The following is a 19,422-nucleotide window of genomic DNA, read 5'->3' as shown; positions in this document are numbered from 1 at the left end:
AACAGATCCACACATGAAGGACCGGCAAATTCAATCCACGGGAGCGCAGCCAAGCATCCCCATCCTCAGTCCCATCCTGCACTGGCTGGCGATGCCGGCCATCGTTTTCCTGCGCTCCCGATTCGGCTTTTCGTTTCTCAGTCCCAAAAGCGTTTTCTTCGCCTTCGTTTGGGCGCACGTCCTGTTCTCGATCTACGCCTGGATAGAGCAGGGCGCTTGGTTCAAGTATTGGGCCGTGGTGGGCTTCGGCCTTGGCGCGGCTGCGTTGTATCTTCTGCACCTCCTGCTGGCCTTTTCACGGGAGGTAGGCAGGCAGGGCAAGCACGACTTCTATTCAGGGACATCGCACCTGCTGCGGCTCCCAGGATTCAGCCAGCTTCGCGGCAACCCTCGCTCCGAGCTGATGGTGCATCTCTGGGTCGAACCTTTTCTGGCCTTAACCGCTGCGGCGATGCTCCGCGCTTTTTTCTCAGAGCACCGCCTTTCAACCTGGCTGGTGCTTGTGGCCGTCGCCATGTGGCTGAAGGAGTTCATCAATTTCTGGTATGGCATCCGTTCCGAGAAGAAGCATGAGGATATCATCGAAGACGCCGAGGAGAAAATGCCAGGAAGCGGCGCTGCTGAAGTGCCGCTGCCAGCGGCAGGCACACGCAAGCCGCGAGCGAAGCGACCTCCCCAGAGGGCCGAGGACGAGGAGGCGATGAAGGCTTTGGAATTCCGCTTCGCAGAAGTGCTGCGACTGATGCCGCCCTATTCCCTGGAGCAGGCCGAGCAAAATTACCGCCATCTCATCAAGTCCGTGCATCCAGACCCGAACAGCGCCGAAGCAGGGAGCAGCGAAAAAGCGGCAACTTTGAATGAGGCCATTGAGTTTTTTCGCCAAAGAAGCGCCTGACTCAAGAGCCTGAGCTTTTCCCAAACCCTCAAAGAGAATTCAACAATGCCTTCAAAATACTACTGCCATTCCTGCGCTATCCGTCTCGGACATGTGACCCCAATAACAACCTCGTCGCCTGATCTTACCGGCAACTCATACCTGTTCTCCAAGTATCTGAAACACACTATGCCGACGAACTATGGCGGCGTCCTTAGCATCTTCGACAGGCCAGAATACTCACAATATCAGGGCTACACGGTCACAGGCTCCCTGTCTGGCTGCTGCGAGATTGACGCGCAGAACAGGACAAACCTCATTTGGTATGCTGGTAAGCATGTCGGCATGACGTTCAAGGACGGCAAGTATTTCTGTCCTGACGACGCCATCAAGGTCGTGCTTCATCATGACTTGACCCTGATTCACACATTTCCCGTCAATTACGAACTACAGTTTATCAATCGTTGCCTGGAATGCGATAGCGTCATTCCACTGTAGCAGTGAGCACGAGACGGATTTTACGCGGCCTTTTTCGTGCCGGTTTCGATGTGGATTGTGCTCACGGGCTGTCCGACCGACTGCCAAGCAGCTTCCAACTTGTGTTTGAAGTTGGTTTCCACCCATTGAGCAATGAATTTTGTTGGAGCACGATAGGTAAGGGTTTCACCTTCGAGACTGCATAACCGAAGTCTTTCCAGCCAAGCTTTCACTTGGTCTGTGCCAATTTGCTTGCGCATCAGCTCCAGCACGTTTTCCCAAGCTTCTTCCAAAGGCGACCGCTCAATGAGCACGAGCTGCACTTCTTCAACCGGAGTGTTCTTGGCTTCAATCACTCCCCGCTTTTCCGTGCGTTCCATGAGAAGCATGTCTTTGCCTTGAGCCGAACTCACATGCTCCAGCCGGAACCCCGGCAGGTCATTCTTCTTCACCAGCTTTCTGAGAGTGCTCGCATAATGCTTGTATGCCTGCTGCGAAGCTGATTTCTGATACAGACTTTTGAATGTCTCTTTCCAAACGCCCGTAGGGCCACCCGTTGCTTTGCGTGCATAGAGGTAAAGCCAGCGCTCGACGCTGCCGGGAATATCAAAATATCGTTTGTCGAGAGTCAGCACATGGAAGTCCTGAATGCTTTCAAAGAGCCATTCGGCCAGCACGACTTCAATGCCGCGAATTTCGCCTTTTTCTTCTGTGATCTCCCATTCTGAAATCCACGAGAACTGCCTGATGCGTTTGCGACTACGCTTGCCTTGTTCGGAACGGATCGTGGTTTGAATGCTCGTCATCTTGAGACGGTGCAGGGCATCTTTGAGACGCTGATATTGCCCGCCACCAGGCTCGCGGTTCATCCACGCAAGAAACTGATACGGGGTGAAATGAATGCGGCGTGAAGGCTCAAGCCCCTTCCTCTTGGCTTCAATCCACTGCGATATGGCATAGATGAGCAAATCCTGATCATGGATCGTGGCGATGCCATGTTCGGTGCTGCCGGTGATGCGAACCGTTTCAGTCTGGCCCGACCGGGCATCCACATACTCATGCTGGATGGCCTCAGTTCTGCCGGGTGTCAGGCTGAACCAGCAACGCGCCATCAGATCAATCTGGTCTTTGGGAGCGATGTCAGCCGAGGAGGCTATGAACCTTTCCAAGTCCTGATGTTCCTTTATCCCACCCTCAATTGTCCTGCCCATGCCCTTCGGCATAGCATGATTGATTTGAAAAAACAATATCGTCAGACCGGCGACCTTTTAGCAGGATTTATCCGAACCTTCCAACCATCGTCAGACCAGCAACCCTTTGAATCGTCATGCCAGCGACCGTATCGTCAGACCAACGACCAACCCACGTCAAGCTAGCGACTTTGCTATCGTCAGAGCAACGACCTGACATCGTCAGAGCAGCGACCTGAACGGGCCTCAAGCCCAAGCCTGCCGCGCCGTTCCAGTGCCCTAAACCTTACTTAAACAATAAAGAATAAAACCTTTAAACCCGTCGGCAGCCGACGCGCCTTTTTGAAAGGCTCGTCTGCCTCCGGGTGTCTGGCAGGGAAGAATAAAAACTAGCAAGCTAGCTAGTAAGCTGTGTTGCAAGTTTGCAACCCTCCGAAGAAAAATGCAGTTAGGTGGCACCTAGGCGTTCGGTATGCTACCGGCGACAGGAGTGAACCACTATTCTGCCAAAAAGAGGCAGACATGATCTACGGACTCACAAATTCAAAAGGCGGTGTTGGCAAAACAACCATCGCAGTTCACTTGGCAGCTTGGCTCGTCAAAAAGAAGCGCAGCGTGATCTTCATTGATGCCGACCCTCAATCTTCGGCATCACAATGGATCAAAGAACTGGGCCTGCCGATCCAGCTTGAGCAGATCGACTCGCCGGAGGAAATAATTCATCGGCTCGCGAAACTCGCGGGCGATGCGAATGACATCGTCATTGACGGCCCCGCAGGACTTTCAGCAACGACCAGGGCCATCATGCTTCGTGCTGACCGCGTGTTCTTTCCATGCGGACCGTCAATTCTTGATCTCCGAGCAGCCTCCAAAGCCGTGCAGCTTCTTCGCGAAGCTCAGAAAACCCGCAAAGGCAAACCTGCCGGTCTGCTGATCCCCAACAAACTGCAAAAGCGCGGACGCCTCAGCCGTGAAATGATGAACGCCGCCAAAAAACTTGGCGTGAATGTCACCGCTGGAGTGTGCCTTCGCCAGAGTTTCGCGGATGCCGCAGGGCAGGCAAAAGTAGTCTGGCAAATGGGCACAGGGGCTTTGCTCGCTTCTCTCGAAATGCAGCAGCTCATGAAGGATATGACCCGTGGTTAAACGACGCTCACTCGACGATGCGCTCACACCCGACGAGCAGAATTTCCTTGAAACCGGCAAGACTGCCAAGGCAGCATCGAAACCAAAAGCAAACCCTGAAGCAACCTCAAAGAAGGAGAATTCCCCTATGGCAAGCCCAGCTCTGAAGAAAGATTTTGCAGAACAATCAAGCCCCCCGATGTCGCCAAGCACTGTGCTTCCACAGTTCACGATGGCAGGAGCCGTCTCCCTGAATGTTCGCATTGAACCGGAGATCAGTACGGCGCTGCTGAGAGCGTCCATGGACCGAAAAATACAGAGGCTTGATCCCTTCACCCAGCGCGACATCGTTGCCGAAGCACTCGCGGACTGGTTACGAAAACATGCGTATCTTGGGTGACAGACGCTTAAACACCAAGACTAACCTTGAAGGGTTGCGCACCCTTAAAATTGTTTTGGCAGACTTTTTGTCAGCAGGAGCCCGCTGCTCATTCAGGCTGTATTCCTTGCGCTTCACGCACCATGTCTGCTGCCACGCTCTTCATTGCTTTTTCCCTGGATGATCTTAGCTTGAAGTAGATCCAGTTAAATATCAGGGGGTTTTTGTTCCGGTTTTCAAAAAGGGTGTCCTGAATCTGTCGTGCCGTATTTTCCAACGCTGCGCCCGCAAGTTTTCCGGCGATGAGCTGCTTCCATACTCCTTCCACAGCACCTCGTGATTTCTCCAGACTTCCTGCTGCATCCAGCTGCCGCCTCGCTTCGCGAAAACACCAAATAATTGCAGGGGCAAGCGGGGCATAGAGTGAAAGGATCATGTCTGACACAGCCATATTATGCCAGATCGCCAAAAGCAGCACTGAAATGATTGCGGCCGTCATCAGCCCAATGAGGCAGAGACCATAAAAGCGTCGCTGCGTAGTATCCCACCAAAGGCAGGCTCTCTGGCAAATCACCCGAGCAACCGGAAGCGGGGCAGTTCCCACTTCGACAGGATACCAGTCCTGAAAACGTGAAAGATCGGGATTGCGCTTTTTGAAGTCAGCAGCACCAGAATGAACGGCTTCTTTCTCAAGGGGCTTTCCGCATCGTAGCTCATTCCACTCCAGCCCGAAAAGAGCGCAGTCTCTTGCCTCCTGAATGAGCGCTCCGCGCTTTCGAAAGTAAATCTGGATGCGGTCGATCACCAGGACATCCAGCCACGTAATGGTGATGCCCAACGAGGTGGCCCAAATCTTGAAGCCCGGATACAGAAGGGCAAGGATGGTCAGAACCACAGGTGCGCCTACAGTCAGGCCGATCTGGACTGCGAGCGCGATTTTTCCATAGCCGTAGAGCTGGCTTGATGCTGCCAAATAGTCAATGCTCTCAGCGGAGTTTTGATATTCTACGATTTGATTGCGCATGTCATCCTCACATTCAAGTTAGACGCCCCCTTCAAGACAGGGGGAACATTGATCCGAAAACGTCGTTTCGCCATGTGTCAAGCGCTTCACCAACGCGGCCTTGTTTCTCATGGAGTATCGCCCGATCAATGGCTACGCAAATGGTCTTGAGGGTGGCTTTTGCAGCGGACTTCTTGCTGAAGGTCATGTTGTCCGAAACGGGTGGACCTACGCCTGCCGGATCGGGCCAGGTGCTGTCGATCTGTTGCTGGGCGCTGGCAAAGAAGCTCTTGATCTCGTACTTGTAGCCGCCGCTGAACGGAGGAGTGATGAGTTGTAACGCCATAACCTCTGCCAGAAAAGACGGATCAATGGGTTTGCCGTGGTTGGAATTGCACTTTTTGATCATCTTGACCAAGGTCACCCACTTGCCATCCATGGCTTTGTTTGCCTTGGTGGCAAGCTCTGCATGAATCTCGGGATCGGTTTTCATCCATCCAGTGGGATGATAGGCATCGGGAATCTTGTAAGCCTTGCCGTCTTCAAACGCAGGCACGACGTCAACGCTGAAGACCCCGTCTTCATTTCCCTCGGAAGCTTCACCGAATGACACGGTGACGCACTTGTCGTCCACTTTGACGTTCTGCTCTCCATATTCTTTTTTCAAAGGCTTGCCGAAGGCATCAAGCAGAACACGTGAAGACTTGTTCAGGTATTCGCCTTCCTTTTCCTTGTCTAGGATGCAGAATAGATCAACATCGCGCAACGGCTTGGTTTTGGTCCACCGGCCGTAGGAACCGGTGATGATGACCCTGAGAAGATGGAAGTTTTCCTCCAGGATCTCCTTCACCCTTTCACGCCGCCTTTTGGCGTCTGCTTCCTCGCGCTCTCCGGGCTCCAGCCTGCTCTTGAACTTTTCAAATGCTTCCGCGACGCTGATCATGATGCTTTCCTCCAGAAATTGGTTGAGCTGCCGATGCCATTGGCCCCGATGGTCGTGCCGATGCTGTGCGTTATAAAGCCTGCGGTGGACCTGTAAGAGCGTGGCCCCAGCCCCGAGACTGCCGGCGCACCGGGCTTGTGTTTAAACAAGAACTCATAATTGCAGGTTGCTGCGACCGCCCCGCATTTAGCAATGGCAAAACGGATCGCGTCGCCATCTGCCCACAGCGAGCCGTCATCATCGGAGCCGTAGGAGAAATCGATCTCGAAATCCCAGCGACCAACCAGCGCCCCCGTTGCCGGAGTATAAATCTCCAGAGTCACACGCTCAAGATCGCGGGACGCGAGCCACGTGTGAATTGCTGTCTCTACCGTGCTCCAGTTGTTTAGCAGGTTGCCCTGGCTGAGACCTGACCAGCGAATGATGTCCTTGAGGGAGCGCACCATTTCGGCAGTCACATGGGTGACACTGTGCGTGAATGTGTTTACTGATACTCTTGTGCTCATTTTTTGTTAAATGCCTCCCAATCAACTGTGATGCCACCCGTCGCAGCAGCGCCTTTTTCGGCCTCGCCTTCATCTCGCTCAAAACCTTCTTCTATATTGTAGACCGTGAAGCTCGATGACTGCCCCTTCACCAGAGTTGCATACTCATCAAAGTCTTCTGGCCCACAAGGAAGATACCCGTGCCATTTTCCAGCTGTGGGGTTCCACGACAGAGGAGCCTCACTTCGATCATCTTCACTGATGGCCTTGTCGCCATAAAGGCAGTACACCCGCAGCCGCGGGCCGTCATTCACAATGACCAGCGGATGATTTTCCATGCTGCGGTCGGCAATGACGCTGCTGGCAAGGCCAGCCACTTTTTGAAACTCAGCCTTGGCCTTTTGCTCAGCACCACAGACTAGCGCTGTTATCGCATTCCAGGTGGCGGACGGCAGGCGCTCAGGGGTTGCCGCAAAACGGCGTGCTACAATGCTCATGCGTTCTTTCCCTTCGCGTGTTTAAGTGCTTCAGCGACCTGCTCAAGAGTGAGAGTGTTTGGATCACGTGCGCTTACCTTCGATGAGGCGCAGGCTTGCAAGATGGCTTTGCGGATCTGCCGTCCATCAAGACCGACCGCAACTTTTGCGGTCGCGGCGAATCCATCGTGATCTGCCAGCTTTTTGAGCTTGCTCCATTTCTCGCCCATGATTGCCAGGGTATCCTGAATGATGGCTGCACAGGCCTTGGCATTCGGTTTCTCGATCTGAAGGATGAGATCAGCCCGGGAAAGCAGTGCGGAATCCACTGCTGCCTCGAAGTTGGTGGTGGCAATGAAAAGCAGATCAGGAAACTTCTCCGCAAGGTGGTCGAGACTCGCCAGCACCGCATCAGTAGCCCGGTGGACGTCGATGGGATTGGCTTCCATGCTCAGTTTTTGACGATCAACAGCCAGGGTCTCCACTTCATCCAGCAGCACGATCAAAGGCCCATGCTGTGCATGCTCCGCGATAGTACCGCTCAAGAACTGGTGTGTATCCTTTTGAGTACGTCCCAGGGCGGAACTGGTCAAACTATGGGGTTCGACCTGAATAAATCGTACTTTTTGCCCTTTCAGAAAGTGCGCTGCCTGTGATGCCGCAGCCTTGGCAAGGGTGGTTTTGCCAGTCCCAGGAGGACCAGCCAGAAGAATCAGGCCGTGAATGGGCAAGGCACCACGCGGGATTTCCCGGCGAACTGTGAATTCCAGCAAAATCTGGCTGATCAGGCGTTCCTTCTGCTCTTCGGGAACAATGATACGGTCCCAAAGGTCATCGAATTCGGGGCGGGGAAGGGAGACGTGGGAGAGGATGCCTTTTTGGTCTGACATGAGAGCCGGGGAAAGAAATGAGTGTGTCTCCTATTTGAACACATGGCTGGAAAAGTGTCAAACATATTTGGCGTCATCATTTTCAATGTCCGAATTGCTGACGTTAACAATTGTTCTTGAAACCTTGTGAAAAATTTCACAAACTAAAACCCACATGAAGAATCCCCAAGAAAAAGCCTTTTACAGACTCGTTGGGGCGAGGATTCGAAGCCTCAGAGGCAAGCTTTCACAGGAGCAGCTCGCCAAGGCTATCCACATGACTCGCACTTCAATTGTTAACATCGAGACGGGTCAGCAGAAGCTACTTGTGCACAACTTGTTCAGAATTGCTGAAGCCCTGAATCTCAAGCCTTCCGATATTATTGCACCGTTAGAACCTACCGGAGATGAACCGCCGCCAGTTCCGGTTTCAGAGCATGTCCATGCGGACGTCAATCAGTGGATCACACGCGGCGTAGCCAAAGCCTTTGAAAGGAGCACGTCATGATCCGAAGAAAATTGATAGGCGCAACTGTTCGGCAGCTGCTTTCAGAAATGGAAATCACGCGTCCTCCCGTGGATGTGCAGATGATCGCCGAGAAGAAAGGGGCCATCGTGGTTGATGAACCCTTGGCAGACCAGAGCTTTTCAGGCTTCCTTTACAGATGCAGCGATGCACGTCCGGTAATCGGCACAAATTCAAATCATCCGATCAACCGTAAACGTTTCACTATTGCACACGAGCTCGCCCACATGCTGATTCACCCCAAGACGGGTGTCCATCTAGATCAGGTCGTGATTCAAATGAGGGACTCCACATCATCCACGGGCCAGGATGAAGAAGAGATGGAAGCGAACAGGTTTGCAGCAGAGTTGCTTATGCCCGAACAATTCCTCGCAACTGACATTGTGGCAATGGGCGCGGTTCATGCCGACGATAGCCACGCGGTAGAAATTCTGGCAGAGAAGTATGAAGTCAGCGTTCAGGCCATGACCATCCGCCTCAGCGCACTGGGTTTGATTTGCATGTAACACATCATCTCTGGCTTTATTTTTATACGGCAGTTTTATACAGTCACCGCCCAAAAAAGTGCAATTCAGGAGAACAGATTGCAATTGGGTGCAAAGCTCAATCATGGCCGAACCCTTGATTTGCAAGGCTTTGCAAATGGTTGCAACACCATGCTACATTGTGGAATACAACAGGAGTGTCTGTCGTACTTCGGGAGCGGCAAAAGAGGCTCTGTTCAGTGAGGTGGACAGTGTCCGTCGGTCTGAGGAGATTGGGGAGCGCTGGTCGACAGACAGCAACTGTGTCAGTTGGCAAGCTGGAATTTTGGGTCGGTGATCAAGCGGTTGAGCACGCAGAGCATTTTGCGCATGACAGCAGTGATGGCGACCTTGAAGGGTTTGCCGCGTTTGAGCAGGCCTTGGTAAAAGGTTTTGAGGATGGGGTTGATGCTCACGCAGCGCACTGCGGCCATGTAGAGCACGCGGCGCACCTTTTTGCGCCCGCCCTGGATGTGGCGCTGGCCGCGCATCGGCCCGCTGTCGTAGGGATGCGGGGCGAGACCGGCGAGGGAGGCGATGCGCGAGTCGTCGAGGCTGCCGAGTTCGGGCAGTTCGGTCATCAGGGTGGCTGCGGCCACCTCGGCAATGCCGTTCATCTGCTGGAGCCGCTCGGCCTTCTGCCGTGCGTCCTGGTGGTTGAGTGCGGTTTTGATGAGCTTGTCGAGCTGCGCGATCTGCTTGCCCAGAGCTTTGATCAAGGTCTTGGCCTGCGCGATGATCTGGGGATGGCTCAGCTGCAGGAGCTGGGTCTTTTGGATGGCACGTGCGGTGACCAGCTGCTCGCGGCGGCCGACCAGGCTGGAGAGTTCGAGCTCCCAGTCGGGAGGCAGGATGTCGGGCTGCGGCTTGAGCGCGGCACCGAAGGCGGCGAGCACAGCGGCGTCGATGGCGTCGGTCTTCGCCAGCTTCATGCTGGCCTTGGCGAAGTGGCGCACGCGGGCGGGATTGAGTTTGCTCACGGTTTTGCCTGCGCGCAGCAGGGCCAGCCAGAGGGCCTGTTCGTAGCCGCCGGTGGCCTCGAGGATGACGTGTGCACCAGGCGGCAGCATGGCGATGAGCTTGCGGTGGCCGGCAGTGGTGTTGGCCAGTCTGAAGGCCTTCTTTTTGCGGGGAATGCCGTGGATGTCGAGCCATTGGGCGCAGACATCGATGCCGACATGGACAACCTCCGGGGTGGAGGTAGAATGGGTGTTCATGGATGGGATGGGTTTGAGTGTTCGACTTCTTCCTTGCGATGCGAGCTTCTGCTGCGGGCATGGCCTGCGGCAGGCTCAGTCAACTGTTCGAGTTCGAGCTTGTCCTGGTGTGCGGGTGACTGGCTGCCTGACGATCTCAAAGGATCAGGAGTGCCTCCGGTCTGTCCCGCACACGCTCAGGCTGGTTGGCCGTCACCACCCAGCCTGAGTTCCAAGCCCGCTGTTACTTCGCAGCGTCCGGGAATCAGGACGTCTCCAACATACAAGGAGTGTCTGTCGTACTTCTGGTTCAGGGTTTTGGGGCGGGCTTGGGTTTGAGGAAGAGGACTTCGGCGCGTTCGATCCAGCCTTTGCGGAGGTCCATGCGGAACCAGCCGTCGGTGTTCTTTTTGTTGATGCGGCAGCCGCTGCGAGCACCGAATTCTTTGAGGTCGTACTGGGCCCAGGTTTTGCCCATGTCGGGGGACCAGATGATACCACACTTGTAGGTGGAGGCGGGGGCGCAGTGGGTGGCGAGGAAGACGCCGTCCTGCAGGAGCATGTTGGCGGATTCGAACATGGGATTGAAGAGGAGGGTGTGCCTGGAGGTGTCGGTGATGTCCGAGGGGGCGCAGGTGAAGATGCCGCGGTCGTAGCGGTTGGCGATGGCGGGGCCGTTGGCGTCGGCGATCCAGTAGAGCTTGTCGCCGAGGAAGTTGAGGCCGCCGCATTTGAAGCGGGAGTTTGAGTTGACGGAAATGAGGACTTTCCAGTCCCAGGTGTCGGCGGTGGCATTGTAGGTGCCGCGGAGCCAGTGGCATTCGTTGCCGTGGCCGCGGTCGATGTCTCCGGTGACGGCGTAGAAGGCGTTTTCGGCGGGGTTGTAGGTGACGTTGTGAACGTGGCGGGCGATGAGGGTGTTATTCGGATTGCCGAGGAGAGGGGCGGTGGGTGGGGCGTCTTTTTGCTGGAACTTGGGGTTTTGACCGAAGGAGTAGGCGAGCTTGACGGTCTGGCCGTTGTCGGTGGAGTAGTAGATGTTTACGGGGACGGGGCCGCCGATGACGTTGCAGTAATTTCCCCAGACGAGCATTTCTTTGCCGCCGACTTCGAAGCAGTGCTCGCCATCGAGGGAGTGGAAGTACCAGCCGGGCTGGTCGGGCTTGACGGGGGTGTGGGGAAGGTAGTCGGTGCCGTCGGATTTTTTGACGATGATCTCGCGATGGGTTTTGAGGTTGTCGGTGGAGAGGAAGAGGTGCTGGCGGGTGGCGAAGAGGATGCTGCCGTTTTTTAGGATCACGGAGAAGGTGATGTTTTCGGCGTCGGGGAATTCGGCGGTGTGGGGCCAGGTGGTGCCGTTGTCTTCGGAGAGCATGATGCGGGTGCCTTTGAAGGCGAAGGCCTTGTTGTCGCGCTGGGTGTCGATGTAGGGGGCATCGCTAGACGGCATGCGGTAGAGGAAGTGCTCGGTCTCGCCGGTGATGGGTTCAGCGTGAGCTTGCAGAGAGAGAAGGACCGGGAGGAGGAGGGTGAGGAGGTGCCGTTTCATGTGCGTGTGCGGGAGATTACGTGGGGGGAACAGGTGAGCTTGCCGGGTTGAGGTGAGGGGGGCTCGATTTAGGAGATGAGGAGACACTGGGGGTGCCCGATTTGCCGCAAAGGAGCTGAGGCGGAGATCATGCTGTGCGCCCTTTGCTTTTTCACCTCACCGAGTTTCTTGGGAGGGCGGATGCGATGGCTGTCGTTTTCGAGGGTTTCGCGGCATGAGTGATCTGGCAGGCCTGCGGAAAGCGGTAGCTGCGCTCGTGCCTCGCTGCGCAACCGCACTCCAAATGAGGAGCGGCTCGGCTACGCGTAGCTCAAAGAAAACTCTGAGACACTGGATGATAAGACTAAAGCATAAGCCGGTGGACACGGCTCAACTGAGTGGTGGGACTTGTCAGACGTCATCATCGTCGTCGAAGATGTAGCAGGTCTTTGAATTTTCCTGGCCGCTGAGGCGGGTGTCGCCGTGGCGCATGGTGAGCTCCTGGACGCGGATTTTGCAGAGGGTGGCGAGGCAGATGAACTGGAGGGTGCGGGGGAGATCATGGGCCTGCCACGCGAGGCGGAACCACTCGCCACACTCGAAGTGCAGGGCTGATCCTGGGAATGCCTGCTGCAAGGAAGCATGAAATACCATGGCTTCGTTTGTCCATTGGCCGCAGGCGCGAAGCTGGCAGTGTGCGCCTGAGTGCCGAGGCACCGCACATCAAACGTGCGGCCCCCGCCGCGCTGGAGCGGGGCGGGGGCCTGGAACGTTCGTGCTGCGGGCAGGATTGCCCGCGCTACTTTCAACTGGCAGGGGGCAAGAATGCCCCCGTTACATGCGGCAGATGAGGAGCTCGCGCTCGTAGATGAGTTCTTTGGGGAGGTGGCTCTTGAGATCGATGAAGAGTTCTTCGTGGGAGAGGATCTCGGTGCGCCAGGCGGCGCGGTCGAAGTGCTGGAGCTCCTCGAACTTTTCCTTGGAGAAGTCGAGCCCCTTCCATTCGATGTCTGCATAGCTGGGCACCCAGCCGATGGGGGTTTCCTTGGATTTGCCGTGGCCGTTGGAGCGGTCCACGATCCACTTGAGGACGCGCATGTTTTCGCTGAAGCCTGGCCAGAGGAACTTGCCGTTGGCGTCCTTGCGGAACCAGTTGACGTGGAAGATGCGCGGTGTCTCGCTGAGGGTGCGCTGCATGGAGATCCAGTGGCGGAAGTAGTCGCCCATGTTGTAGCCGCAGAAGGGGAGCATGGCCATGGGATCGCGGCGGACTTTACCGATGGTGCCGGCGGCGGCGGCGGTCATTTCACTGCCCATGGTGGCGCCGGTGTAAACACCGCCGCTCCAATTGAAGGCCTGATAGACGAGGGGCATGGTGGTGGCGCGGCGGCCGCCGAAGATGATGGCGCTGATGGGGACGCCTTCGGGCTTTTCCCAATCGGGATCAATGGTGGGGCACTGTGAGGCGGGTGCGGTGAAGCGTGAATTTGGATGGGCGGCCTTGGTGCCTTTTTCCTTGGCGATGTCCGGGGTCCAGAGATTGCCCTGCCAGTCGGTGCATTGAGCGGGGGGAGCATCGGTCATGCCTTCCCACCAGACACCGCCATCGGGTGTGAGCGCGACGTTGGTGAAGATGGTGTTCTTCCGCAGCGAGGCCATGGCGTTGGGATTGGTCTTGTCGCTGGTGCCGGGGGCGACGCCGAAGAAGCCAGCCTCAGGATTGATGGCGTGAAGACGGCCATCCGCGCCGGGTTTGATCCAGGCGATGTCGTCACCGACGGTCCAGACCTTCCAGCCTTTTTGAGCGAAGTGCTGGGGAGGGATGAGCATGGCGAAATTGGTCTTGCCGCAGGCGCTGGGGAAGGCGGCGGCGACGTAGGTCTTTTTGCCTTTGGGGTCTTCGACGCCTAGGATGAGCATGTGCTCGGCCATCCAGCCTTCATCGCGGGCCATGGCGGAGGCGATGCGGAGGGCGAAGCATTTTTTGCCGAGGAGGGCATTGCCGCCGTAGCCGGAGCCGTAGCTCCAGATTTCACGGGATTCGGGGAAGTGGACGATGTATTTCTCCTTGTTGCAGGGCCATGGGACGTCCTTCTGGCCCTTTTTGAGGGGCATGCCAACGGAGTGCATGCAGGGGACGACGCGCTTCTTTGCCTGATCGATCTTCTCGAAGACCTTTTTGCCGATGCGGGCCATGATGCGCATGTTGACCACGACGTAAGGTGAATCGGTGAGCTGCACGCCGATTTGTGACATGGGGGAGTCGACCGGGCCCATGCTGTAAGCGAGGACGTACATGGTGCGACCGCGCATGCAGCCATTGAAGAGCTTGCGCAGCTTTTCCTTCATTTCGAAGGGGTTCATCCAGTTGTTGGTGGGGCCGGCGCCGTCCTTGGAGTTGCTGCAGATGAAGGTGCGCTCCTCGACGCGGGCGACATCGCTGGGATCGGACTTGGCGTAGAAGCAGCCGGGCCACTTTTTCTGATTGAGGCGGGTGAAGGTGCCGGCATCGACCATTTCATTGCAGAGGCGGTCGTATTCGGTCTTGGAGCCGTCCACCCAGTAAATGCGGTCGGGCTTGCAGAGAGCGGCCATTTTTCCGACCCAGCGCTGAAGATGGATGTTTTTACTGAGGGGTTTTGAGGAGGGGATCGGCGTCATGGAGTGGGGGTTTTGTGGATGACAACAACATGCCGAAATCATGCCAAGTGTCACGGTGGTTCATGCCGCCAATCTTGGCGAAGCCAGCGCAGCACTCAGCCCCCACGGAGCCCCTGCTGGATGTTTCCCGGCTTGCTCTCATCCTGCGCAGACACCGGAGCACCCACCAAGCGGCAGAGGCAAAAACAGGAGGGGATGGAATGTCTTTGTGACCTGAGATGATTTACTTCAGCTGTGCTTCAATCGACTTCGCCACCTGCTGGCCCATGAGTTCGTAGCCTTTGGCGTTGAAGTGGACGTCCTGCGGATTGGCGATGCCTTGGAGCTGGGGAGCGAGGAAGGAGTAAAGATCATCGATGGCGATGCCGTGCTTTTTCATGACGCGCAGGGCGATTTCGTTTTTCTCGGCGATTTGAGTGACGATTTCGGGGCCGTCCTTGGTGTCCGGTGGAACGGGGGTGGTGGTGGCGAAGATGATCTTTGCGCCGGTCTTCTGCATGCGGGCGATGAGGGTTTCGAGGCGCTGCTCGTAGTCTGCAGCGGGCGTTTTGCGGTCGTGGATGCCGAAGTTGAAGTGGATGACGTCCCATTTGCCGTCGCCGAGCCAGATGTCGATTTTCTTCACGCCATTGGCGGTGGGTCCGCAGTTTTCGGGGGCGCGGTGTACGTTGGCCTTGCCGGCCATGGCCTTGCGCACGTCCTGGGTGTAGCCGCGGGAGATGGAGTCGCCGATGAGGAGGACGCGGGGGAGCTTGGGGTCATCCTGCACGAAGTCCCAGGCGTTTGAGCGACCGGCGATCTTGTCTTTCTTGTGCAGCGGGAGGTAGAAGCCATTGCCGAGGTTTTGCTCGAGCACGGTTTCCCAGGCCTGCTGATCCGCCGGGAGGGTGGCTTTCAGGGCCTGATATTTTTCATCCACCGCCTTGTCTTCGGCCGCTTTTTTTGCAGCGGCTTCAGCGGCATTGGTGGGCTCGTTCTGAGATTTGACCTGGGCGTGGGAGAGGCTGGCGAAGGCGAGGAAGATCAGGGCGTATTTCATGCGGGAGGTTAGTGAAGATCGTTTTTTAATTGGGAGCACTGCGTGGCGGCGGCGTGAGTGTGGCGGCACTTGTTGCAGGCGCTGCTGGTGAATGCTGAGTGACAAGGAGTGCTGGGTTTGCTTCCCGGAATTTTAGGCCCAACCCAGGGTCGCCTCGCTGAGGCTCGGCTGCCCCTGGGCTCAAATCCGCAGCCCCGTTGGGGCTGAAGAGGTTTGTTTCCGAGAGTGTGGGCGATGATTGCATTCGATTACGCGGCAAGTCTCACGATGACAGAGCTCGATGGTGCCGCAGCCTTCATTTCCCGCTTATTTTTTGGGCAGGTTTTCGGCGATCACGGCGGCGACTTTTTCGGCGAGGTAGTGATAGCCTGAGGGAGAATAGTGGACGTTGGCAGGCAGCTGCACGTCTTTGAGTTTGGCGTTGGCGTGGGTGCAGAGATCGTCGGTGGGGATGCCTGCGGCGGTCATGACGCGGGCGGCGGCTTCGTTGTATTTCTTTTCATCGCCTTCGACGCGGCCATCGGAACCGGCGGGGACAGGCGTGGTGTTGCACCAGATGAGTTTGGCGCCGGTGGCCTGCATGATCTTCACAAGTTCGGCGAGGTTCTTTTCATAATCGGCGAGTGGCACTTGAAGATGAGAGCCGGGGGCTTTGGGGTCGGCGGGCTTCGAGGGATCTTCGGCGATGTATTTGAGATCGTGCAGGCCCCAGTTGAAGTGGATGACGTCCCACTTGGAGTCGCCGAGCCAGGCCTTGATGTTTTTGAGGCCGTTCGTGGTCGGGCCGCCGTTGGTGGGAATGCGATGGACGTTAGCCTTGCCTTTGAGCATCTCGCGCACGTCGAGGGTGTAACCCATGGAGATGGAGTCGCCGATGAGCAGTACGCGAGGGAGGCCAGCGACGTCTTCGACTTTGGCGAGTGAGGGATGAGGGGCGCGTTTGGGGGCTTTCTTGGGCGCTGCGGTGGGAGTCTCTGCGGCGAGGGCCGTGCTGGCGATGAGAGCGAGGAGCAGGATGGATTTCATGTGGCGGATTTAAACGCTGGGCTGGTGAGGGAATATCAGGTTGTTGGAGCGATTTCGAAAACTCGTCAACGTGCGGAGATTTGTGTCACCGCTACGCGGTTCTACTGGGTGATAATGCCGGTTTGTGGGCAGACCGAGGGTTGGCATCCACGGCTACGGTTATGTCAGCGCTACACGCGGAGGGAGGACTGCTGGGAACTCGTTTTTGGCAATGGCTGTGAAAAAGATGCTGGCAAGTCCGTGCTCACGACGTTTGATGTCGCCAGTCTTCCCCACCAACCCCTATGCGCACGCTGCTCTCCTTTCTCGCCATCGCCACATTCGCCACTGCCGCCGAACCGACCTTTCTGACGCTGGCTGATTTCACGGACACCAAGGATGCGGCGCCATCGGGTGGCTGGACGACAGAGGGTGACAACACGATTCATCTCGTCGGCAAAGGCGGTGGAAACCTCATTTCGAAGAATGAGTACGCGAACTTTGAGCTGGAGTGGGAATGGAAGGTGAACCCGAAGGGCAACAACGGGATCAAGTACTGGGTGACCAAGATCGGCGGCAAGGAATGGCTGGGCATTGAGTACCAGATGATCGACGACAGCGGGCATCCGGACGGGCTCAAGGGTGGATCACATACGACGGCTTCGATTTATGACATCAAGGAACCGGTGGCCGGCAAGGCGGTGAAACCGGCGGGTGAGTGGAACACGAGCAAGATCGTGGTGCAGGACGGGAAGATTCAGCATTGGCTGAATGGCGCGCTGGCCTGCGAAGCGGATACGACGACGCCGGAGTGGAAGGAGCGCGTGGCGAAGAGCAAGTTTAAGAGCAAGGAAGGTTTTGCGCCGGGCAAGGGCAAGATCATGCTGACGGAACACGGGGACGAGACGTGGTTTCGGAACATCAAGCTGACGGCGAAGTAGGACGGTTTTCGGAAACGATGTGGCCAAGCGACGGACGCTGGGTTTGCAGTGAGAGTGGCGAGAAACACTCCGTCATCCTGCGCACGGTTCTCGCATACCTCCGGCATGCGGCCTTGGGCTTGAACCATTTTCCCACGTGATCCGGTGGTTCTCGCTCGCCAAGCCTCGCTTCACCACCGGCTAATCTCTCTGCTCCCTCCGGGAGCGGGCGGCGAAATGGCGCGGCAGTGATTTGCGGAGTGCTGTCTTCTTCGCCAAGGCTACGAAGGACACAGACGAGTGCGGAGACCCGCGTTCCAAGGGCTTTTTTGCGTAAGGCTATGTTTCTTCGGCGCGGCCGATTTCCCAGGCTTGGTCGTTGTCGGCGGGTAATTCGGCGATGTCTCTTTCAAACAACTGAGTGAGTTCGACGCGGCGCTCACGGACGATGCTGGCGTAGGCGTCTTCGTCTTCATGCACGGGTATGAGGAGGTGGAAGGTCTCGTCATCGTAGCGGCGCCAGCGACGGGCGGCACGCTCGGTGGCGTAGGCGGGCTGGCCCAAGGCACGCAGGGCGCGGACGGCGAGTTCCTGGGCGCTGCCCATCTGCTCGTGCACGGTGTCTTCGGCAGCCAAGCCGAGGTTGATGAGTTCTACGCGGTGATCGTAATCGTGGGCGCGAGCGAGGATGCGGAGCTTTGGGAATCTTTCGCGCACATCTGCGATGAGCTGTGCAACTTTGGCCTGATCTGCGAGGGCGATGATGAGCATGCAGGCCTGCTCAATGCCGGCGGCATGAAGGAGATCGAGGCGGGTGGCGTCGCCGTAGAAGACCTTGAAGCCGAATTTGCGCAGCATGTCCACGTGATCGGGGTCGCTCTCCAGCACGGTGACTTTGACGCCCTGGGACATCATGACGCGGCCGACGAAATTGCCGAAGCGGCCGAAGCCAGCGAGGATCACGGGGGCGTGTTCGTCGATGCGATCGGGTGCGCGGGTTTCCTTGCTCACGGCGGTGTAGCGGGGTGCGATCAAGCGATCGTAAATGATGAAGAGGAGCGGGGCGATGGCCATGGAGAGGGCGACCACGGCCACGAGGAGCTTGGAGGTTTCGGCATCGAGGATCTCCTGCTGGATGGCCATGGAGAGGAGTGCGAATGCGAATTCACCGCCTTGTGCGAGGGCGAGTGAGAGAAGCCAGCGGTGGCTGCCGCGAATCTTGAGCAGGGTGGCAATGACAAACATGACCGCGGCTTTCAGAGCGATCAATGCAACCACCAGCGTGGCGACAAGCAGCGGCTTTCCGGCGATGACGCTGAAGTCGAGCGAGGCACCGACGGCGAGAAAGAACAGGCCGAGCAGCAGGCCTTTGAAGGGCTCAAGATTGCTCTCCAGTTCATGGCGATAATGACTGCCAGCGAGGACGACACCCGCGACGAAGGCACCTAGCGCAGGGGAGAGGCCGACCTGCGTCATCAGCAGGGCGACACCGACGATGAGGAGGAGCGCTGCGGCGGTGAGGAGCTCGCGCAGGCCGGTTTTTGCCAAAATGTTAAACCCGCGCGGTACGATGAAACGGCCGCCGATGACAATGACCGCCACGGCCCCCAGAGTGATGAGAGGCTGGACCCAGTGGGGGAGTTCCTGCAACCAGCCATGGTGCTCCACCTTGGCCACGCTGGCGGCGAGCAGAGGAAACACGGCGAGCATGGGGATGACGGAGATGTCCTGGAAGAGGAGGACGGCGAAGGAATCAGCGCCGCCATCGGTGCGCATGAGGGCTTTTTCCTGCAGAGTCTGAATGACGATGGCGGTGGAGGAGAGGGCCAGAATCATGCCGGTGGCGATGGCGGGCTTGGTCCCCAGGCCGCAGGCGATCGCGATGCCAATGACGGCCAGTGCGGTGAACACGACCTGCATGCCGCCGAGGCCGAAAATGGGACCGCGCATGCGCCAGAGGCGGGCGGGCTCCAGTTCAAGGCCGATCATGAAGAGCATGATGACGACGCCGAATTCTGCGAAGTGCATGGCTTCCTCACCCTGTGCACCCCCGACCCAGCCGAGAGCGAAAGGGCCGATCAGAGCGCCGCCGATGAGGTAGCCGAGCACGCTCCCGAGGCCGAGGCGATGTGCGATGGGCACCAGAAGCACGGCGGCACCCAGGTAGATGAAAGCGGAGATGAAAAAATGCGGGGCGTGCAT

The 19,422-nt window shown here is 57.2% G+C and carries 21 protein-coding genes; 8 read left to right on the top strand and 13 right to left on the bottom strand.

Going from position 1 to position 19,422, the window contains the following annotated elements; genetic code table 11:
* Nucleotides 1–13 precede the first annotated feature (13 nt).
* Together AC3RLQ_RS27230 and AC3RLQ_RS27225 are read left to right on the top strand one after the other, a co-directional pair.
* Nucleotides 14–895, top strand: coding sequence for a J domain-containing protein (locus tag AC3RLQ_RS27230; protein WP_493031800.1), 882 nt, complete (start codon nucleotides 14–16; stop codon nucleotides 893–895).
* A 168-nt stretch (nucleotides 896–1,063) separates the two neighbouring features.
* A complete protein-coding gene (locus AC3RLQ_RS27225; RefSeq protein WP_493031799.1) occupies nucleotides 1,064–1,372 on the top strand; it encodes a hypothetical protein in 309 nt (102 codons plus the stop codon).
* A gap of 20 nt (nucleotides 1,373–1,392) precedes the next feature.
* Here the strand turns inward: AC3RLQ_RS27225 and AC3RLQ_RS27220 are convergent, their stop codons facing one another.
* A complete protein-coding gene (locus AC3RLQ_RS27220) occupies nucleotides 1,393–2,574 on the bottom strand; it encodes a replication initiator protein A (protein ID WP_493031798.1) in 1,182 nt (393 codons plus the stop codon).
* A gap of 264 nt (nucleotides 2,575–2,838) precedes the next feature.
* Between AC3RLQ_RS27220 and AC3RLQ_RS27215 the strand changes: the two genes are divergently transcribed.
* From AC3RLQ_RS27215 to AC3RLQ_RS27205, 3 genes are read left to right on the top strand one after another with little or no spacing between them, the layout of a single operon-like run.
* Nucleotides 2,839–2,934, top strand: coding sequence for a twin-arginine translocation signal domain-containing protein (locus AC3RLQ_RS27215; protein WP_493038765.1), 96 nt, complete (start codon nucleotides 2,839–2,841; stop codon nucleotides 2,932–2,934).
* A gap of 21 nt (nucleotides 2,935–2,955) precedes the next feature.
* Nucleotides 2,956–3,687, top strand: coding sequence for a nucleotide-binding protein (locus tag AC3RLQ_RS27210; RefSeq protein WP_493031797.1), 732 nt, complete (start codon nucleotides 2,956–2,958; stop codon nucleotides 3,685–3,687).
* Complete coding sequence (locus AC3RLQ_RS27205) at nucleotides 3,680–4,066, top strand: hypothetical protein (protein ID WP_493031796.1); 387 nt, start codon at nucleotides 3,680–3,682, stop codon at nucleotides 4,064–4,066. Before AC3RLQ_RS27210 ends, AC3RLQ_RS27205 begins: the two co-directional genes overlap by 8 nt.
* Nucleotides 4,067–4,154: 88 nt before the next feature.
* On the opposite strand, the gene AC3RLQ_RS27200 is transcribed toward AC3RLQ_RS27205, so the two are convergent.
* From AC3RLQ_RS27200 to AC3RLQ_RS27180, 5 genes are read right to left on the bottom strand one after another with little or no spacing between them, the layout of a single operon-like run.
* Complete coding sequence (locus AC3RLQ_RS27200; protein WP_461525094.1) at nucleotides 4,155–5,069, bottom strand: S-4TM family putative pore-forming effector; 915 nt, start codon at nucleotides 5,067–5,069, stop codon at nucleotides 4,155–4,157.
* A gap of 31 nt (nucleotides 5,070–5,100) precedes the next feature.
* Nucleotides 5,101–5,991 (bottom strand): CBASS oligonucleotide cyclase, encoded by an 891-nt coding sequence (locus AC3RLQ_RS27195; protein WP_461525093.1) that lies wholly within the window; start codon nucleotides 5,989–5,991, stop codon nucleotides 5,101–5,103.
* Nucleotides 5,988–6,497, bottom strand: coding sequence for an HORMA domain containing protein (locus AC3RLQ_RS27190; RefSeq protein ID WP_461525092.1), 510 nt, complete (start codon nucleotides 6,495–6,497; stop codon nucleotides 5,988–5,990). The genes AC3RLQ_RS27195 and AC3RLQ_RS27190 overlap by 4 nt, the downstream gene beginning before the upstream one ends.
* Complete coding sequence (locus tag AC3RLQ_RS27185) at nucleotides 6,494–6,973, bottom strand: hypothetical protein (RefSeq protein WP_461525091.1); 480 nt, start codon at nucleotides 6,971–6,973, stop codon at nucleotides 6,494–6,496. Before AC3RLQ_RS27185 ends, AC3RLQ_RS27190 begins: the two co-directional genes overlap by 4 nt.
* Nucleotides 6,970–7,725: an AAA family ATPase gene (locus AC3RLQ_RS27180; protein WP_461525090.1), complete on the bottom strand. Its 756-nt coding sequence runs from the start codon at nucleotides 7,723–7,725 to the stop codon at nucleotides 6,970–6,972. The genes AC3RLQ_RS27185 and AC3RLQ_RS27180 overlap by 4 nt, the downstream gene beginning before the upstream one ends.
* A gap of 271 nt (nucleotides 7,726–7,996) precedes the next feature.
* Here AC3RLQ_RS27180 and AC3RLQ_RS27175 point away from each other — a divergent pair, with 271 nt between their 5' ends.
* Nucleotides 7,997–8,329 carry a helix-turn-helix domain-containing protein gene (locus AC3RLQ_RS27175; protein ID WP_461525089.1) on the top strand — a complete coding sequence of 111 codons (333 nt, stop codon included), beginning with the start codon at nucleotides 7,997–7,999 and terminating at the stop codon, nucleotides 8,327–8,329.
* A complete protein-coding gene (locus tag AC3RLQ_RS27170; RefSeq protein WP_461525088.1) occupies nucleotides 8,326–8,853 on the top strand; it encodes an ImmA/IrrE family metallo-endopeptidase in 528 nt (175 codons plus the stop codon). Before AC3RLQ_RS27175 ends, AC3RLQ_RS27170 begins: the two co-directional genes overlap by 4 nt.
* Nucleotides 8,854–9,137: 284 nt before the next feature.
* On the opposite strand, the gene AC3RLQ_RS27165 is transcribed toward AC3RLQ_RS27170, so the two are convergent.
* The 6 genes from AC3RLQ_RS27165 to AC3RLQ_RS27140 form a co-directional block, all read right to left on the bottom strand.
* Complete coding sequence (locus tag AC3RLQ_RS27165; protein ID WP_493031795.1) at nucleotides 9,138–10,088, bottom strand: IS110 family RNA-guided transposase; 951 nt, start codon at nucleotides 10,086–10,088, stop codon at nucleotides 9,138–9,140.
* Nucleotides 10,089–10,377: 289 nt separating this feature from the next.
* Nucleotides 10,378–11,616, bottom strand: coding sequence for a hypothetical protein (locus AC3RLQ_RS27160; protein WP_493031794.1), 1,239 nt, complete (start codon nucleotides 11,614–11,616; stop codon nucleotides 10,378–10,380).
* 390 nt (nucleotides 11,617–12,006) lie between these two features.
* Nucleotides 12,007–12,249, bottom strand: coding sequence for a hypothetical protein (locus AC3RLQ_RS27155; protein WP_493031793.1), 243 nt, complete (start codon nucleotides 12,247–12,249; stop codon nucleotides 12,007–12,009).
* Nucleotides 12,250–12,429: 180 nt separating this feature from the next.
* Nucleotides 12,430–14,256 carry a phosphoenolpyruvate carboxykinase (GTP) gene (locus AC3RLQ_RS27150; RefSeq protein ID WP_493031792.1) on the bottom strand — a complete coding sequence of 609 codons (1,827 nt, stop codon included), beginning with the start codon at nucleotides 14,254–14,256 and terminating at the stop codon, nucleotides 12,430–12,432.
* Nucleotides 14,257–14,479: 223 nt separating this feature from the next.
* Nucleotides 14,480–15,295 carry an SGNH/GDSL hydrolase family protein gene (locus AC3RLQ_RS27145; protein WP_493031791.1) on the bottom strand — a complete coding sequence of 272 codons (816 nt, stop codon included), beginning with the start codon at nucleotides 15,293–15,295 and terminating at the stop codon, nucleotides 14,480–14,482.
* 306 nt (nucleotides 15,296–15,601) lie between these two features.
* A complete protein-coding gene (locus AC3RLQ_RS27140) occupies nucleotides 15,602–16,321 on the bottom strand; it encodes an SGNH/GDSL hydrolase family protein (RefSeq protein WP_493031790.1) in 720 nt (239 codons plus the stop codon).
* A 284-nt stretch (nucleotides 16,322–16,605) separates the two neighbouring features.
* On the opposite strand from AC3RLQ_RS27140, the gene AC3RLQ_RS27135 reads away from it, so the two are divergent.
* Entirely contained in the window at nucleotides 16,606–17,241 is a 636-nt protein-coding gene (locus AC3RLQ_RS27135; RefSeq protein WP_493031789.1) for a 3-keto-disaccharide hydrolase, read from the top strand.
* 318 nt (nucleotides 17,242–17,559) lie between these two features.
* On the opposite strand, the gene AC3RLQ_RS27130 is transcribed toward AC3RLQ_RS27135, so the two are convergent.
* Nucleotides 17,560–19,422 (bottom strand): monovalent cation:proton antiporter-2 (CPA2) family protein, encoded by a 1,863-nt coding sequence (locus AC3RLQ_RS27130; protein WP_493031788.1) that lies wholly within the window; start codon nucleotides 19,420–19,422, stop codon nucleotides 17,560–17,562.

It is taken from the genome of Prosthecobacter sp. GW821-HT29F12 (assembly GCF_058803405.1).
Note: the sequence above shows the minus strand (reverse complement) of the source record. Positions and strands in the feature narration are given on the sequence as shown.

Excerpts from the sequence above, each read along its gene's own strand:
- AC3RLQ_RS27185 (WP_461525091.1), bottom strand. The coding sequence starts at position 6,973 with ATGAGCATTGTAGCACGCCGTTTTGCGGCAACCCCTGAGCGCCTGCCG.
- AC3RLQ_RS27165 (WP_493031795.1), bottom strand. The coding sequence starts at position 10,088 with ATGAACACCCATTCTACCTCCACCCCGGAGGTTGTCCATGTCGGCATC.
- AC3RLQ_RS27140 (WP_493031790.1), bottom strand. The coding sequence starts at position 16,321 with ATGAAATCCATCCTGCTCCTCGCTCTCATCGCCAGCACGGCCCTCGCC.
- AC3RLQ_RS27200 (WP_461525094.1), bottom strand. The coding sequence starts at position 5,069 with ATGCGCAATCAAATCGTAGAATATCAAAACTCCGCTGAGAGCATTGAC.
- AC3RLQ_RS27150 (WP_493031792.1), bottom strand. The coding sequence starts at position 14,256 with ATGACGCCGATCCCCTCCTCAAAACCCCTCAGTAAAAACATCCATCTT.
- AC3RLQ_RS27155 (WP_493031793.1), bottom strand. The coding sequence starts at position 12,249 with ATGGTATTTCATGCTTCCTTGCAGCAGGCATTCCCAGGATCAGCCCTG.
- AC3RLQ_RS27160 (WP_493031794.1), bottom strand. The coding sequence starts at position 11,616 with ATGAAACGGCACCTCCTCACCCTCCTCCTCCCGGTCCTTCTCTCTCTG.
- AC3RLQ_RS27230 (WP_493031800.1), top strand. The coding sequence starts at position 14 with ATGAAGGACCGGCAAATTCAATCCACGGGAGCGCAGCCAAGCATCCCC.
- AC3RLQ_RS27195 (WP_461525093.1), bottom strand. The coding sequence starts at position 5,991 with ATGATCAGCGTCGCGGAAGCATTTGAAAAGTTCAAGAGCAGGCTGGAG.
- AC3RLQ_RS27170 (WP_461525088.1), top strand. The coding sequence starts at position 8,326 with ATGATCCGAAGAAAATTGATAGGCGCAACTGTTCGGCAGCTGCTTTCA.
- AC3RLQ_RS27130 (WP_493031788.1), bottom strand. The coding sequence starts at position 19,422 with ATGCACGCCCCGCATTTTTTCATCTCCGCTTTCATCTACCTGGGTGCC.
- AC3RLQ_RS27225 (WP_493031799.1), top strand. The coding sequence starts at position 1,064 with ATGCCGACGAACTATGGCGGCGTCCTTAGCATCTTCGACAGGCCAGAA.
- AC3RLQ_RS27175 (WP_461525089.1), top strand. The coding sequence starts at position 7,997 with ATGAAGAATCCCCAAGAAAAAGCCTTTTACAGACTCGTTGGGGCGAGG.
- AC3RLQ_RS27145 (WP_493031791.1), bottom strand. The coding sequence starts at position 15,295 with ATGAAATACGCCCTGATCTTCCTCGCCTTCGCCAGCCTCTCCCACGCC.
- AC3RLQ_RS27220 (WP_493031798.1), bottom strand. The coding sequence starts at position 2,574 with ATGCCGAAGGGCATGGGCAGGACAATTGAGGGTGGGATAAAGGAACAT.
- AC3RLQ_RS27190 (WP_461525092.1), bottom strand. The coding sequence starts at position 6,497 with ATGAGCACAAGAGTATCAGTAAACACATTCACGCACAGTGTCACCCAT.
- AC3RLQ_RS27135 (WP_493031789.1), top strand. The coding sequence starts at position 16,606 with ATGCGCACGCTGCTCTCCTTTCTCGCCATCGCCACATTCGCCACTGCC.